We start from the raw sequence: 13,713 nt of genomic DNA, 5'->3' as shown, positions 1-13,713 counted from the left end.
ATGCGTAGCTATCTGTTATTGCTGGCCATTGGCCTGCTGTGGGGTTCCCAGTTCATTTTCATGCACCAGGCCGTTGCCGAGTTGCCCCCCATTCTGGTGGCTGCCGGTCGTGCCCTGTGCGGCAGCCTGACCCTGGGTCTGCTCTGCCTGTTCATGCGGCTCAAGAGTGAGCACACCCCGTGGCGCACCTATATGCTGATCGCCCTGCTGGATGCCACCATCCCCTTCATCATGGTCGCCTGGGGCCAACAGTATGTGGATAGCGCCATCGCCGCCGTGGTCATGGGTTGTATCCCGTTTGTGACCATTCTGGCTGCACCGCTGTTTATTTCTGGTGAAAGAATCACCAAAACCGGTCTGCTTTCCGTGATCATCGGCTTTGCCGGTGTACTCACCCTGTTCTGGCCGAAACTCTCCCAGGGCATGAACGCCGGTCTGCTCGGTGCCATGGCCATCCTGCTGGGAGCCAGCTGCTTCGCCATCGGTCTGCTGATGATCAAGCGCTTCGCCAAGGACCATCCGGTCGTGGTCGCCCGCAATATCCTGATCTCCTCGGCAATCCAGTTGCTGCTGGTCGCCCCCTTCATGGTTGATCTCGGCAGCCTGACCCTGCCGAGCACCCAGGCCCTGAGCGCGATCACCGTGCTGGGTACCCTCTGCACCGGTCTGGTCTACTTCCTCTACATGGCGCTGATCCAGAAGGCCGGCCCGACGTTCGCCTCCTTCAGCAACTATCTGGTGCCGCTGTTCGGCGTGATGCTGGGTGCCCTGTTCCTCGGCGAGCAGATCCATCCCACCACAGGTGTTGCTCTGGCCCTGATCCTCGGCTCGGTCGCCATGAACCAGTGGGCGCAACAGCGTCGCATGCAGCGCGAGGTCTCCCTATGTCAGGCATCCTGACCACACTGTGCGGTGGTCTGGTACTGATTGCCGGCTGGCAATATCGCCAGCGGCTGGCCGGGATCCTGGGCCTGCTGATGGTACTGCTGCCCTGGTTCTTCGATAGCAAGCTGCAAGCCATGTTGAGCTATGCCCTGAATGCCTGAAGTCCATCTCTGAATGTGTGACGAGAGTCTATCTCTCCTGTTTTTGGGACTGTTTTAAAAAACCTCCGATTTGTCCCCCGCTACCGGCGCTCTGCGCCGGTTTTTTTATGCCTGCCAGCCGGCGTCAGATCAGATAGCGATAGCTGAGTCGCTCGTTCTTGCGCGGCCCGGTGATCTGCCAGCTCAGCAGAAAACCGCCGTCGATCTCGGTCAACTCGGCGCTGTAGTGATCCGCCCCGCACAGATGGGGCTCGGCGGTCAGCCAGCGGCCATCCCCCTGCGGCAGCAGCTCGAACAGCTCGACCGGCGCTTCATAACGCAGATGGGAGAGACGGATCCCCCGCGCACTGCGCTGCCACCAGAAGCGGTTGTGCATGGCGAGTTCCCTGCCATGAGGCGTGATGTAACGGCCCTGCTCGTTAAACAGCCAGCCACCCTGATGATCGGTCACCTGCACACGCCCCTCGCCCCGACCATTCCAGTCGGTCGCCGACCCCTCGCCATTGCTGGCGGTAAAGGAAAATGCTCCGACCTGTGGCAATCGCGCCCATAAACGCTGGATTGCCTCTTCCATCTCGGCCATCATAGCCCCCTTAAAATTGACAACTGACGATAAATCAAACACATGAACTACTTGATAGGGGTCACCCTGCTCTGGTCATTCTCCTTCAGCCTGATCGGGGTCTACCTCGCTGGCCAGGTGGATGCCTACTTCTCGGTGCTGACCCGCATCGCCCTCGCCAGTCTGGTGTTTCTCCCCTTCCTGCGCCGCCGCTGGCTACGCCCCGATCTGGCGGCCAAGCTGATGGCGCTGGGCGCCATCCAGCTCGGCATCATGTATCTCTTCTACTACCACTCCTTCCTGCTGCTGACGGTGCCGGAAGTGCTGGTCTTTACCATCTTCACCCCCATCTACGTCACCCTGCTCCACGACCTGCTGGAAAGGCGCTTCAAGCCCACCTATCTGTGGGGCGCCCTGCTGGCGGTGATCGGGGCTGCCGTCATCCGTTTCGATGGCCTTACCGAAAGCTATGTACTGGGATTTCTGGTGGTGCAGGGGGCCAACCTCTGTTTCGCCCTGGGTCAGGTGGGCTACAAGGTACTGCTGGCAAGGGAGGCGGAGCAACCGCCGCAACTGGCAGTGTTCGGCTGCTTCTATCTGGGTGCGCTGGTGATCGCACTGCCCGCCTGGTGGCTGCTGGGCAAGCCGCAATATCCGACTTCAGGGTTGCAGTGGGGTATTCTGCTCTGGCTGGGGGTGGGTGCCTCCGGCCTCGGCTACTTCCTCTGGAACAAGGGGGCGACGCTGGTCACCAGCGGGGTGCTGGCCATCATGAACAATGCGCTCATTCCGGCCGGCTTGCTGGTCAATCTGCTGCTCTGGGGCAAGGATACCGACCTGACCCGACTGACCATCGGCGGCCTGCTGATGCTGGCCTCGCTCTGGGTCTGCCAGCGTGACAAGCGCGGCCAACCCTGACCGCACTCAGCCGACGACGGTGTTGTGCTCCCGTCTGGCCTGACTGTGACAGCTGGCCAGCCGGGCCAGCAGATGATCGAGCTGCTCGCCAGCCTGACTCTGCACCAGCCCAATGCTGACGGTGACCGGCCGCTGTGACAGCAGGCTGGCATCGGCAATCTCGAGGCGCAGCCGCTCGGCGATCTCCAGCGCACTCATCCGCTCGGTCTGGGAGAGCATCAGGATAAAACCGTCCTCATCCCAGCGGGCAAAGGGATCTTCCCGCCGCAGTTCGTGGCGTACGATACGCGCCAGCTTGGCCAGCATGGCGTCGCAAGCCGCTTCGCCAAACAATTGCTGGATTTTGGCCATGTGATCGACAGAAAACTGCAGCAGACTGAAAGTGCCGCTCTCGGTCGCCAGCCGCTCTTCAAGCAGTTGCTCGAAACGGCCACGGCTCTCCAGTCCGGTCAGCGGATCGGTGCCATGTCGCTCCTCCAACAGCACGGCAGCGGGATCGAGGTGACGGACGACGCCCAGCAGATAACCCCGCTCATCACGACGCATCCGCTCTTCCAGCCGGATGTAGTGACCGTGATGATGCAGAATGCGGTATTCGAGGCGCAGACCGCTGCTGCGGCCGCTCTGGCAGGCGAGCAGGGCATCTTCCAGCCGGGCAACATCGTCGGGATGCACCCGATCCAGCCAGCCGAGATCATCCGGCCAGCACTCTCCCAATCCCAACAGGCGCAGGCAGGAGGGATCACGCTGCAGTCCATGTTGGGCTGACCAGCTCCAGATCCCCGCCTCCAGCAGCGCCATGGCATCAGACAGCAGACCCGGATCAAGCCGGGCAGTCACATCGACCAAAGGTGTCTTGAGCATTTCCATGGGGCGCCTCGAAACAGGATCTGAATACCTGCTCAATAAGTAACATTGGCGTTCACGCCGAGCAACAGGGTCAGAGTGCTTTTCCCTGATACCCGTTCATCAAGGTCTGCCAGTTCTCCGGTACGAAGTGGAAACTGGTATGCAGTTGAGACTCTTTATTGAATGAACGGAGCAAGCGTTCCAGATTGGCCTTCTGCCATTCGCCGGGGGAGCGGATCGCCCCCTTGTCAAAATCGATCACCCACACCTTGCCCTCTTTATCGAGCAGCAGGTTGTGGCTGTTGAGATCGGCGTGATAGACCCCGGCATCGTGCAGCTGACGTACCGTCTGACCGATCTTGTGCCACACCTCGGTCGCCACCGGCCCCTGCTTGAGCAGTGCCACCATATCCTTGGCACCGCGAATTCGCTCAATCAGGATATCGGCACGATAGAATGGGCCCTGTTTGACCATGCGGGCAGCAAACGGACGCGGCACCGGCAGCCCCAGCTCGCACAGCTTGGCCAGCAGGGTGTATTCGGCCATGGCACGGCTCGACTCGACCCCTTCGAACCAGAAGCGATCCCGCACCACCTTGCCCACCATGCCGCCGCGATAGTAGTGGCGCAGCACCAGATGGCGGGACTCATCCTTGACGAACCAGGTCACCCCCCGCCCGATGGAGGTCCCCACCACCTGACGGTTGTTCTGCCACCAGGCAGGATCGAATAACTGGGGAGAAGGGTCGCGAAAGGCCCCTTCGGCATACCAGCAGATCTGGTTGTGTTCGGTCTGTACTCGCATCGTGGAGATCCCGCTCGGTGGGTCATGGATCGCAATTTTTCAATTGGCGATGAGGCTGCCGCTCTGGCATGCCCGCAATAGTGGCCTTTAATCAACGACGTGCAGAAACAGGTCATGGCGCAGGGCCCGGCCTATCCCGGCTGACGATTGTGCGCAATTTTACAATCCAGAGGGGAGTTTGCATAATGCCATCCACCCTTTTTGCCAGCCGTGCGCCACAACATGCCGCTATTTCAAACGCCCCCCTCCTCCATCTGCATCCTGCGGCTCTCCGCCATCGGGGATTGCTGCCACGCACTGGCGCTGGTGCGCGTCATCCAGCGGGAGTGGCCACAAACCCGCATCACCTGGATCACCGGCAAAATCGAGGCAACCCTGTTTGCCGATCTGCCCGAGGTCGAGGTGATCCCCTTCGACAAGAGCAAGGGGTGGCGCGGCTATCGCGATCTCTGGCAGACCCTCAAGGGGCGCAAATTCGATGCCCTGCTCCACCTGCAGGCGGCGATGCGGGCCAGCATCGCCACCCTCGGCATCAGCGCCAAGGTCAAACTCGGGTTTGATCGGGAACGGGCCAACGACGGCCAGTGGCTGTTCACCAACCACAAGGTGCCTTCGCCTGCCTCCCCCCATGTGCTGGACGGTTTCCTCGCTTTCGCCAAAGAGCTCGGCATCAAGGATCTAACCCCGGACTGGCAACTGCCCATCAGCGCCGATCATCAGGCATGGGCAAGGGAGAAGATTGGCGGTAAACCGACCCTGCTGATCTGCGCCGCCGCCAGCAAGGCCTTCAAGAACTGGACTGCCGCAGGCTATGCCGCGCTGGCAGATCACGCCGCCAACAAGGGCTTTCAGGTCTATCTCTGTGGCGGGCCTGCCAAACTGGAGCGGGATCTGGCTGCCGAGATCCAGCGCTTAAGCCAGAGCAAACCGGTCGATCTGGTGGGGCAGACCAACCTCAAGCAGCTGCTGGCGCTGATTGGCGAGGCGAGTCTGGTACTGGCCCCCGATACTGGCCCAACCCATATGGCCACCATTGTCGGCACGCCGGTGATCGGCCTCTATGCCCACCACAATCCGGCGCGTACCGGCCCATATCTCTGCCGCGACTACGTGGTCAGCGTCTATCAGGAGCTGGTCGAGCAGGAGACCGGCAAGCCGCTGGCCGAATTGAGCTGGCGCACCCGCCTCAAGGATCCGGAGGCCATGCGAAAAATCACCAGCGAGCAGGTGATCGCCGCCTTCGACCGCCTCTGTGCAGATCGTCAGCTGCCGTAGTGACAGGGCACCTCGGGAATTCCGAGCCATCAGGCAGGGATAACCTGATAGCCTCTGCTCTCAGCCAAAGGCACAATGCAGGCTGATGTGGGTTACGCTCCCGCAGCAAGCTACGAATACTTTGATCGGCTGGAATATGATTCCGGCCGTTTTTTTATTCGCCGCATTCTGGTAAAATTCGCCGCCTTTACATCCTCCTGACTCAAGAATTTTCCGCGTTTTGCGTTTGGCTGTCTCCCTTTCGGGCACAAGACGGCGGTCTCTGCTACAACCAAAACAGCGGTTTCGATTAAAGGTAATAATATGGCGCAACAAGGCACTCTCTATATCATCTCTTCTCCGAGCGGCGCGGGTAAATCCAGTCTGCTCAATGCCTTGCTGACCCAACATAACGCTGCGGGCAAGATGCAGCTGTCGGTTTCCCACACCACTCGCGCCACCCGCCCGGGCGAAGAGCACGGCGTCCACTACCACTTCGTCCAGGTGGAAGAGTTCAAGGCGCTGATCGAACGCGGTGATTTTCTGGAGTGGGCCGAAGTATTCGGCAACTACTACGGCACCTCACGCGCCGCCATCGAAGCCTGCCTGGCCAAGGGGATCGACGTATTCCTCGACATCGACTGGCAAGGTGCCCGCCAGATCCGCGAGCAGATGCCGACCAAATCCATTTTCATCCTGCCCCCCAGCCGCGAAGAGCTGGAGCGCCGCCTGATTGGGCGCGGTCAGGACAGCGCCGAAGTGATTGCCGGCCGGATGGCGAAAGCCATTGCCGAAATGGTGCACTACGACGAGTATGACTATGTCATTATCAACGAAGACTTCGAGCAGGCGCTGTTCCAGCTCAGGTCCATTATTGAGTGCCAACGGCTGGAGATGCGTCACCAGCAACAGGCTCAAAAAAACTTGCTGCAACAGCTACTGGCAGAGTAAGCCAAAAACAAGTAAACTTTTGCGTCATTTTTAAACACTGCTTTTCTAAATACAGAAAGCCCAAACACTGGAGTCCTGCATGGCACGCGTTACTGTAGAAGATGCTGTAAAACAGGTAGGTAACCGTTTTGACCTGGTGCTGGTCGCCGCGCGCCGCGCTCGTCAAATCGCGGTACAAGGCAAAGATCCCCTGGTCGACGAAGAGAACGACAAGCCGACTGTGATCGCCCTGCGTGAGATCGAGCTGGGTCTGGTGAACAATCAAGTGATGGACACCCAGGACCGCTACGAACAGCAAGAGCAGGAAGCCGCCGAGCTGGCTGCCGTTGCTGCCATCGCCGAAGGCCGCGGTTAAGTTATTCCTCCGGTTGGCACCCGCCCGGGTGCCGACTGTTCATCCCCATTTACAACCGCTCGAAAACCTCGCAAACTCAGGGCTATACCCTCAATTCCACGAATTGCCGTTTCACCGCTGCGGGGACTGTCTTGTATTTATTTGAAAACCTTAAAGAAATAGCCAGTTCCTACCTGCCGCCAGAGCAGGTTGAGAAGCTCAAGCAAGCCTATGTGGTGGCCCGTGATGCCCACCAGGGTCAGATGCGTTCCAGTGGCGAACCCTATATCACCCACCCTGTTGCCGTTGCCCGGATCCTGGGTGACATGCGCCTCGATCATGAAACCCTGATGGCCGCCGTGCTGCACGACGTCATCGAAGACACCTCTGTCACCAAGGCCGATCTGGCCGAACAATTCGGCAACGCGGTTGCAGAACTGGTGGCCGGGGTCTCCAAGCTCGACAAGCTGAAGTTTCGCGATCGCAAAGAGGCGCAGGCCGAGAACTTCCGCAAGATGGTGATGGCGATGACCCAGGATATCCGGGTCATTCTGATCAAGCTGGCCGACCGCACCCACAATATGCGCACCCTGGGCTCCCTGCGCCCTGACAAGCGCCGCCGTATAGCTCGGGAAACCCTCGAAATCTTCGCCCCCATCGCCAACCGCCTCGGTATTCACACCATGAAGAACGAGCTGGAAGAGCTGGGCTTCGAGGCGCTCTATCCGATGCGATCCCGCGTGTTGCGCGAATCGGTGCGCCGCGCCCGTGGCAATCGTCGCGAGATCATCGACTCCATCCAGAGCGAAATCAGCGGTCGCCTGAAAGAGGCGGGGATCGAGCATCAGGTCAGTGGCCGCGAGAAGAACCTCTTCTCCATCTACAACAAGATGGAGAAAAAAGAGCTGCAATTTCATGAGGTAATGGATATCTACGCCTTTCGGGTCAAGGTGAAGGACATAGATACCTGTTACCGGGTACTGGGGCAGATGCACAGCCTCTACAAACCGCGCCCCGGCCGCTTTAAGGATTACATCGCCATCCCCAAGACCAACGGCTACCAGTCGCTGCACACCTCTCTGGTGGGGCCGCACGGGGTACCGGTGGAGGTGCAAATTCGCACCGAGTTCATGGATCAGATGGCCGACAAAGGGGTTGCCGCCCACTGGGCCTACAAGCAGGATGGCGACAGTTCGGGCACCACTGCCCAGATCCGCGCCCAGCGCTGGATGCAGAGCCTGCTGGAATTGCAACAGAGCGCCGGCAGCTCGTTTGAATTTATCGAAGGGGTCAAAACCGACCTCTTCCCCGACGAAATCTACGTCTTTACCCCCGAAGGGCGCATCATGGAGCTGCCCGCTGGCGCAACGCCGGTGGACTTTGCCTACACGGTGCACACCGATATCGGCCACGCCTGCGTCGGTTCGCGGGTCGACCGCCACCCCTACCCGCTCAGCAGTCCGCTGCACTCGGGCCAGACGGTGGAGATCATCACTGCGCCGGGCGCCCGCCCCAACGCGGCCTGGCTCAACTTCGTGGTGACCACCAAGGCGCGCTCCAAGATCCGTCAGTTCCTCAAAAACCTGCGCACCGAAGAGTCGGTGGTGCTGGGTCGCCGCCTGCTCAACCATGCGCTGGGCGCCAAGAATATCGAAGACATCCCCGAGCCGCGCATCAAACAGGTGCTGGCCGATACCAAGCATGAGAACCTGCAGGGGCTGCTGGCCGATGTGGGCCTCGGCAACGCCATGAGCGTCATGGTGGCGCGCCGTATGCTGGGGGATGAACTGCCGCCGGAAGAACAGCCCAAAACCAGCAGCAAGAAGATGCCGATCAAGGGTGCCGACGGCATGCTGGTCACCTTCGCCAACTGCTGCCGTCCGATCCCGGGGGATGCCATCATCGCCCACATCAGCCCGGGCAAGGGTCTGGTGATCCACCAGGAAGCCTGCCGCAACATCAAGGGCTACAGCAAGGAGCCGGACAAGTACCTGCCGGTGCAGTGGGAAGTGGACAAGGAGCAGGAACAGGAGTTCCGCACCGGTATCAGCATCGAGATCGTCAACCATCAGGGTGCGCTGGCCGAGCTGGCCAACGTGATTGCCGCCACCGGCGCCAATATTCACGCCATCAGCACCGAAGAGAAGGATGGCCGGGTCTATCAGGTCAGCCTGCTCATCACCACCAAGAGCCGCATCCACCTGGCCAACATCATGCGCAAGATCCGCGTCATGCCCAACGTGCTCAAGGTGAGCCGACAGAAGAACTGAACACAGGCGGCGCAAGCCGCCTGCTGCTTTTATTGAGACAAGCCATGACCCCCGAACGCTTCAAGCGCATCACCGACATGCTGGCCCAGCGTCAGCTCGATTTGACCGTCTGTATGGAAGAGGTACACAAACCTCACAATCTGGCCGCCATCGTGCGTACCGCCGATGCCATCGGCATCCACCGGGTACACGCCGTCTGGCCCAAAACCTGGATCCACAAGCGCAAGGGCACCGCCCGCGGCAGCCAGAACTGGGTGGATGTAAAACTGCACCCGGATATCGGCACAGCCGTTGCCGAGCTGAAAGCTTCAGGCATGCAGATCCTGGCAACCCACCTCTCCGACAGCTCCGTCGATTTTCGCGCTATCGACTACACCAAACCGACCGCCATTCTGGTGGGTCAGGAGAAGCATGGCATCGGTGAGGAGGCGCTGGCACTGGCCGATCACCATATCGTCATCCCCATGGTGGGCATGGTGCAGTCCCTCAACGTCTCGGTGGCTGCTGCCGCCATCCTCTACGAAGCGCAGCGTCAGCGCGAGCTGGCCGGTTGCTATCAGCGCGGCTGCCCGCTCACTCCGGAGGAGCAGAACAGCATCCTGTTCGAGGGGGGTTATCCTATCTATGCCCAGCTCTGCAAAGAGAAAGAGATGCCCTACCCCCAGCTCGGCCCGGCCGGTGAAATTCTGGCGGACGAAGAGTGGTGGCAACGGATGCAGCTGACCCGCAAAGGCTGGGCGCAGCAGAGCGAGCAGGACGATCCGCAGGAGGAGTGATGGAGAACCCTTTTGGCAGCTGGCTGGAATCGCAAATCATCCGGGATCACCTGACCAACCCGAACATAGAGGCCGGCGACTACAGCTACTACTCCGGCTACTACCACGGCAAGCCGTTCGAGGATCACTGCGTCCGTTACCTGCTCGGCGATGGCTCGACCCGCGACACCTGGGAGAGCGGCCTCTGGGGCGAGGTGGATCGGCTGATCATCGGCAAGTTCTGCTCCATCGGCTCGGGCGCCACCTTCGTGCTGGCGGGCAATCAGGGCCACCGGCTGGATTGGGTTTCCACCTTCCCGTTCAATCCCGACACCTTTGGCGAAGGGGCCCGCAGCGGCTTTCTGCGCAAGGGAGACACCCGGATTGGCAACGATGTCTGGATCGGCTCGGAAGCGATGATCATGCCCGGCATCACCATAGGTGATGGCGCCGTCATCGCCACCCGCGCCGTGGTAACCAGGGATGTGGCCCCTTACACCATAGTCGGCGGCAACCCGGCTCAGCCGATCCGCCGTCGTTTCAGCGATGAGCAGATCCTCATGCTGCAAGAGATGCAGTGGTGGGACTGGCCCCTGCCTCGCTTGCAAGCCTGCATGGCGCTGCTCTGCTCGGAGGATATCGCTGCCCTTTATCACCATTGGCAACAGGAGTGTGCCTGATGAAACCCCTCTCTCTTTCCCTGTTGGCCCTGACCCTGTTTTCTGCCGGAGCCCTTGCCGTGACCAATACCTATCAGCTCACCAGCGAAGCCGATGTACCCAGCCTCTACCAGCAAATCCTACCCGACTTCTGGCGCCAACATGCGGTTGAAGGGGAGTTCAAGGGCAAGGACGGGGTGACCATCCGCTATGCCGCGCTGCGGCAGGAGAAGGTTGATCGCGCCATCCTCATCGTCAATGGCCGGGTCGAAAGCTACCTCAAGTATCAGGAGCTGACGTGGGATCTCTGGCGTCAGGGCTACAGCCTCTATCTCATCGACCATCGCGGTCAGGGAATGTCTGGCCGGATGCTGAATGACCCGCAGAAGGGATATGTCGACCAATTCGACGATTATGTGCTCGATCTCAAGCAGTTTCACGACCAGATAATCATGGCGGACCAACCTGCCAAGCTGTTCCTGCTGGCCCACTCCATGGGCGGTGCCATCTCGGCCCGCTATCTGGAGCGCTGGCCCGATGATATCAAGGCGGCCGTGCTCTCCTCCCCCATGCTGGGCATCAATCTCGGCGGTCTGCCCAAGTGGCTGGCCAAGGGATTGGCGAGCACCATAGGCACGGTCGGCGGTTGGTTTGGCGAACCACCCTATGGGCCGGGTCAGAGCACCTATCAGGATCACGGCTTTGCCGACAACGAGCTGACTCACAGTCAGTCCCGCTATCAGGCGTTCCGCCAGCTCTACGAACAGCACCCGCAGATCAAGCTGGGTGGCGCGACCGCCCACTGGATTTATCAGGGGATCACCGGTGCCGATGCTGCCATCGCCGATGCGGGCGCCATCAAGACGCCGCTGCTGGTGCTGCAGGCTGGCAACGACAGCGTGGTGGACAATGCCGCACAGGATCGCTTCTGCACCATTGCCAAGTGCGAAGGGGGCAAACCACTGCGCATCGAGGGTGCTTGGCACGAACTGTTTATCGAATCCGATGACAAGCGCCAGCCCGCCCTGACCGCGATGGTCGACTTTTTCGCCCGCTTCTGAGCTGGCTATTTTTTGTAACCCTAAATAAATGGGGTGACAGTGCGGGCTAAGGTAAACTGCCCCTGTTTTCAATCGATGCCGAGGTAATGATGTTCAAGGTAGTTGTATCCGATCTCGATGGCACTCTGCTCAACAAGCAGCACCAGATCTCTCCCCGTACCCGGGATACCCTGCACCGCCTGGTAGAACAAGGTGTGAAATTCGTGGTCGCCACCGGCCGTCATCACGTTGACGTACGCAGCTTCCGCGATGCGCTGGGGATGGACATCTACCTCATTACTTCCAATGGCGCCGTGGTCCATGACAAACAGGATCAGCTCATTTTCAACCAGCCGCTGCCGACCGAAATCGCCGCCGAACTGATTGCGCTGGAGCGCGACCCCTCTATCCACCTCAATGTCTATCAGGGTGATGACTGGGTGGTGGAAGAGGAGCTGCCCTGGCTGCTGCAGTTCCACGACGAGTCAGGGTTCACCTACCGTCTGGTCGATGACCTGAAACAGGAACCGAAAGAGCAGATCAACAAGGTGTTCTACATCGGCGACCACGAAAAGCTGCTGAAGATCGAGGCGCACCTCAACCAGCGCTACGGCGATCAGCTCAACGTCACTTTCTCCCTGCCGGACTGCCTCGAAGTGATGCACGCCGGAGTGCATAAGGGCAATGCGGTGCGTGCCGTGCTGGAGCAGAACGGTTTCGACATGTCGGAGGCGATCGCATTCGGCGATGGCATGAACGACTTCGAGATGCTGACTATGGTGGGGCGCGGCATCGTCATGGGTAACGCCCATGACCGCCTGAAAATGGCGCTGCCGGAGTACGAGCAGACCCTCACCTCCGATGAAGATGGCGTCGCCGTCTATCTGGAGAAGCTGTTCGAGCTGGAGAGCGTCAGCGCAGCCTGATCCTCTTCAGACCGCCATCCGATTCAGCAAAGCCTCACCATGTGAGGCTTTGTTTTTTCAGGGTTTCCAGCCAAGGATTGGGCCGCTGCCAGCTGAAGCTCTGGTTCGCCCCGCCGTAGCATTCGGCCAGCCGCAGCGGCGTGCCGGGAGTATGGCGTCGTCCGGCCACATCGAGGCAGCGGGAGACCTTGCTGTTGAACAGCCTGTCTTTCTGCCACTCCCACTGCGCCTGACCGTCACAGGGTGCCAGCATCACTTCGCTGTCGTTTTTGGCTTGCAAACAGAGATCCTGCAGGCGCAACTCACCCAGATCCCACTCGAACAGTTGATCGTCTTTTCCGCTGCAAGGTTGTGCCAACACCTTCTGTCGGGATACTGCGACACAAAAGCCGCCGCTGGTCAGCAAGGGAGAGAGCACCCGATCCTCCGACGGTCTCGAAGCGATTGAGTCCATAATTTCATCGGTTGATGGCGGTTTGATGGTACACCCCCCCAGCAGCAAGGCAGCCAGCAGGGCGGGAGAGCAAGCAAAGGAAATTTTGTCATTCATGGAAAAATGCCTGAAATGGGCCGATGACATCCGGTTGTCAGTGACTCGAGGCTGAAGCATAACCGAAAGGCGGGGCGCGCTGCCCAAATAGAGTGTAAACAGACGTAACAGGGAGAGAGTACTGGCCCAGCGGAGGCCAGAAAGTAAAAAACCCCGCCGAAGCGAGGTTTTTCTAAATGTGGTCGGTGATAAAGGATTCGAACCTTTGACCCTCTGGTCCCAAACCAGATGCGCTACCGGGCTGCGCTAATCACCGAGGCTATTTCTTTCAAAATAGTTTACTTCAAAAAAACAAAGACGACCTTATGGTCATCCTCGTCATACAGCAAGCATGGTGCGAAGAGAGGGACTCGAACCCTCACACCCGGGGGGCACTAACACCTGAAGCTAGCGCGTCTACCAATTCCGCCACCTTCGCGTACCTGACAAGCTGTAAAATGGGGTGGCTGATGGGGCTCGAACCCACGACAACCGGAATCACAATCCGGGACTCTACCAACTGAGCTACAGCCACCACAGCTGTTTTCGTTCCACAACAACGCCCGTTTAACCGACGCACTTTTGATGGTGCGCCCGACAGGATTCGAACCTGTGACCTCTGCCTCCGGAGGGCAGCGCTCTATCCAGCTGAGCTACGGGCGCTACGCTGTCGAACGGGGCGCATTATTAATGATGGTTTCTGGTTTGTCTACACTTTTCTGTCACCGAAGGACTGTTCGTTGTTTTTTCAGGCAATCTGTGTGTTTTTCTTCCACATTCCTGCCTGTAGCCTGACAAAAGGCATACATCCCCGC

The 13,713-nt window shown here is 59.6% G+C and carries 15 protein-coding genes and 4 tRNA genes; 11 read left to right on the top strand and 8 right to left on the bottom strand.

Translation table 11 applies throughout. The features are described 5' to 3' along the window. Both G5380_RS15230 and G5380_RS15225 read left to right on the top strand, forming a co-directional pair. Entirely contained in the window at positions 1-900 is a 900-nt protein-coding gene (locus G5380_RS15230) for a DMT family transporter (protein WP_005357113.1), read from the top strand. Beyond that, positions 885-1,046: a hypothetical protein gene (locus tag G5380_RS15225; protein WP_005339236.1), complete on the top strand. Its 162-nt coding sequence runs from the start codon at positions 885-887 to the stop codon at positions 1,044-1,046. Before G5380_RS15230 ends, G5380_RS15225 begins: the two co-directional genes overlap by 16 nt. A 124-nt stretch (positions 1,047-1,170) precedes the next feature. Here the strand turns inward: G5380_RS15225 and G5380_RS15220 are convergent, their stop codons facing one another. Further along, positions 1,171-1,632 (bottom strand): DUF6314 family protein, encoded by a 462-nt coding sequence (locus G5380_RS15220; RefSeq protein WP_307895906.1) that lies wholly within the window; start codon positions 1,630-1,632, stop codon positions 1,171-1,173. A gap of 39 nt (positions 1,633-1,671) precedes the next feature. Here G5380_RS15220 and G5380_RS15215 point away from each other — a divergent pair, with 39 nt between their 5' ends. Next, the gene (locus tag G5380_RS15215; RefSeq protein WP_236317454.1) at positions 1,672-2,526 is read left to right on the top strand and encodes a carboxylate/amino acid/amine transporter; all 855 of its coding nucleotides are present in this window, start codon (positions 1,672-1,674) and stop codon (positions 2,524-2,526) included. A gap of 6 nt (positions 2,527-2,532) precedes the next feature. Here the strand turns inward: G5380_RS15215 and G5380_RS15210 are convergent, their stop codons facing one another. Next, on the bottom strand, positions 2,533-3,396 hold the full coding sequence (locus tag G5380_RS15210) for a GGDEF domain-containing protein (RefSeq protein WP_376901871.1): 864 nt from the start codon (positions 3,394-3,396) through the stop codon (positions 2,533-2,535). A 70-nt stretch (positions 3,397-3,466) separates the two neighbouring features. Beyond that, the gene (locus G5380_RS15205; protein ID WP_042082212.1) at positions 3,467-4,180 is read right to left on the bottom strand and encodes a 3-deoxy-D-manno-octulosonic acid kinase; all 714 of its coding nucleotides are present in this window, start codon (positions 4,178-4,180) and stop codon (positions 3,467-3,469) included. 222 nt (positions 4,181-4,402) lie between these two features. Between G5380_RS15205 and G5380_RS15200 the strand changes: the two genes are divergently transcribed. The 8 genes from G5380_RS15200 to G5380_RS15165 all read left to right on the top strand — a co-directional run bounded on the left by G5380_RS15200 (position 4,403) and on the right by G5380_RS15165 (position 12,369). Next, positions 4,403-5,455, top strand: a complete 1,053-nt coding sequence (locus G5380_RS15200) for a glycosyltransferase family 9 protein (RefSeq protein ID WP_421352869.1) — start codon at positions 4,403-4,405, stop codon at positions 5,453-5,455. Positions 5,456-5,758: 303 nt separating this feature from the next. Then, a complete protein-coding gene (gmk, locus tag G5380_RS15195) occupies positions 5,759-6,385 on the top strand; it encodes a guanylate kinase (protein WP_005357125.1) in 627 nt (208 codons plus the stop codon). A 79-nt stretch (positions 6,386-6,464) separates the two neighbouring features. Continuing rightward, the gene (gene rpoZ / locus G5380_RS15190; RefSeq protein ID WP_005307060.1) at positions 6,465-6,740 is read left to right on the top strand and encodes a DNA-directed RNA polymerase subunit omega; all 276 of its coding nucleotides are present in this window, start codon (positions 6,465-6,467) and stop codon (positions 6,738-6,740) included. A 131-nt stretch (positions 6,741-6,871) separates the two neighbouring features. Then, positions 6,872-8,989, top strand: coding sequence for a bifunctional GTP diphosphokinase/guanosine-3',5'-bis pyrophosphate 3'-pyrophosphohydrolase (gene spoT, locus G5380_RS15185; RefSeq protein ID WP_005339255.1), 2,118 nt, complete (start codon positions 6,872-6,874; stop codon positions 8,987-8,989). A gap of 44 nt (positions 8,990-9,033) precedes the next feature. Then, positions 9,034-9,765 carry a tRNA (guanosine(18)-2'-O)-methyltransferase TrmH gene (trmH, locus tag G5380_RS15180; RefSeq protein ID WP_159162642.1) on the top strand — a complete coding sequence of 244 codons (732 nt, stop codon included), beginning with the start codon at positions 9,034-9,036 and terminating at the stop codon, positions 9,763-9,765. Beyond that, on the top strand, positions 9,765-10,424 hold the full coding sequence (locus tag G5380_RS15175) for a CatB-related O-acetyltransferase (protein WP_266135177.1): 660 nt from the start codon (positions 9,765-9,767) through the stop codon (positions 10,422-10,424). Before trmH ends, G5380_RS15175 begins: the two co-directional genes overlap by 1 nt. Continuing rightward, positions 10,424-11,464: an alpha/beta fold hydrolase gene (locus tag G5380_RS15170; protein ID WP_266135176.1), complete on the top strand. Its 1,041-nt coding sequence runs from the start codon at positions 10,424-10,426 to the stop codon at positions 11,462-11,464. Before G5380_RS15175 ends, G5380_RS15170 begins: the two co-directional genes overlap by 1 nt. Positions 11,465-11,553: 89 nt before the next feature. After that, positions 11,554-12,369, top strand: a complete 816-nt coding sequence (locus G5380_RS15165; RefSeq protein ID WP_005339262.1) for a Cof-type HAD-IIB family hydrolase — start codon at positions 11,554-11,556, stop codon at positions 12,367-12,369. Between the two features lie 34 nt (positions 12,370-12,403). Here the strand turns inward: G5380_RS15165 and G5380_RS15160 are convergent, their stop codons facing one another. The 5 genes from G5380_RS15160 to G5380_RS15140 all read right to left on the bottom strand — a co-directional run bounded on the left by G5380_RS15160 (position 12,404) and on the right by G5380_RS15140 (position 13,561). Further along, positions 12,404-12,919 carry a ricin-type beta-trefoil lectin domain protein gene (locus G5380_RS15160; protein WP_266135175.1) on the bottom strand — a complete coding sequence of 172 codons (516 nt, stop codon included), beginning with the start codon at positions 12,917-12,919 and terminating at the stop codon, positions 12,404-12,406. 179 nt (positions 12,920-13,098) lie between these two features. Then, positions 13,099-13,175: transfer RNA gene (locus tag G5380_RS15155), tRNA-Pro, on the bottom strand. A 76-nt stretch (positions 13,176-13,251) separates the two neighbouring features. After that, positions 13,252-13,337: transfer RNA gene (locus tag G5380_RS15150), tRNA-Leu, on the bottom strand. A gap of 20 nt (positions 13,338-13,357) precedes the next feature. Continuing rightward, positions 13,358-13,433, bottom strand: a tRNA-His gene (locus G5380_RS15145). Positions 13,434-13,484: 51 nt separating this feature from the next. Beyond that, positions 13,485-13,561 (bottom strand) — tRNA-Arg (locus G5380_RS15140). Positions 13,562-13,713: the final 152 nt, after the last annotated feature.

Origin of the sequence: Aeromonas sp. 604443, assembly GCF_049170315.1 — a bacterium.
GTDB lineage: Bacteria > Pseudomonadota > Gammaproteobacteria > Enterobacterales > Aeromonadaceae > Aeromonas > Aeromonas veronii_A.
This window is presented reverse-complemented; position numbering and strand designations above follow the sequence as displayed.

Bases quoted from the DNA above. Each gene is read 5' to 3' on its own strand.
- G5380_RS15230 (WP_005357113.1), top strand. From the start codon at position 1: ATGCGTAGCTATCTGTTATTGCTGGCCATTGGCCTGCTGTGGGGTTCC.
- G5380_RS15225 (WP_005339236.1), top strand. From the start codon at position 885: ATGTCAGGCATCCTGACCACACTGTGCGGTGGTCTGGTACTGATTGCC.
- G5380_RS15220 (WP_307895906.1), bottom strand. From the start codon at position 1,632: ATGATGGCCGAGATGGAAGAGGCAATCCAGCGTTTATGGGCGCGATTG.
- G5380_RS15215 (WP_236317454.1), top strand. From the start codon at position 1,672: ATGAACTACTTGATAGGGGTCACCCTGCTCTGGTCATTCTCCTTCAGC.
- G5380_RS15210 (WP_376901871.1), bottom strand. From the start codon at position 3,396: ATGGAAATGCTCAAGACACCTTTGGTCGATGTGACTGCCCGGCTTGAT.
- G5380_RS15205 (WP_042082212.1), bottom strand. From the start codon at position 4,180: ATGCGAGTACAGACCGAACACAACCAGATCTGCTGGTATGCCGAAGGG.
- G5380_RS15200 (WP_421352869.1), top strand. From the start codon at position 4,403: ATGCCGCTATTTCAAACGCCCCCCTCCTCCATCTGCATCCTGCGGCTC.
- gmk (WP_005357125.1), top strand. From the start codon at position 5,759: ATGGCGCAACAAGGCACTCTCTATATCATCTCTTCTCCGAGCGGCGCG.
- rpoZ (WP_005307060.1), top strand. From the start codon at position 6,465: ATGGCACGCGTTACTGTAGAAGATGCTGTAAAACAGGTAGGTAACCGT.
- trmH (WP_159162642.1), top strand. From the start codon at position 9,034: ATGACCCCCGAACGCTTCAAGCGCATCACCGACATGCTGGCCCAGCGT.
- G5380_RS15175 (WP_266135177.1), top strand. From the start codon at position 9,765: ATGGAGAACCCTTTTGGCAGCTGGCTGGAATCGCAAATCATCCGGGAT.
- G5380_RS15170 (WP_266135176.1), top strand. From the start codon at position 10,424: ATGAAACCCCTCTCTCTTTCCCTGTTGGCCCTGACCCTGTTTTCTGCC.
- G5380_RS15165 (WP_005339262.1), top strand. From the start codon at position 11,554: ATGTTCAAGGTAGTTGTATCCGATCTCGATGGCACTCTGCTCAACAAG.
- G5380_RS15160 (WP_266135175.1), bottom strand. From the start codon at position 12,919: ATGAATGACAAAATTTCCTTTGCTTGCTCTCCCGCCCTGCTGGCTGCC.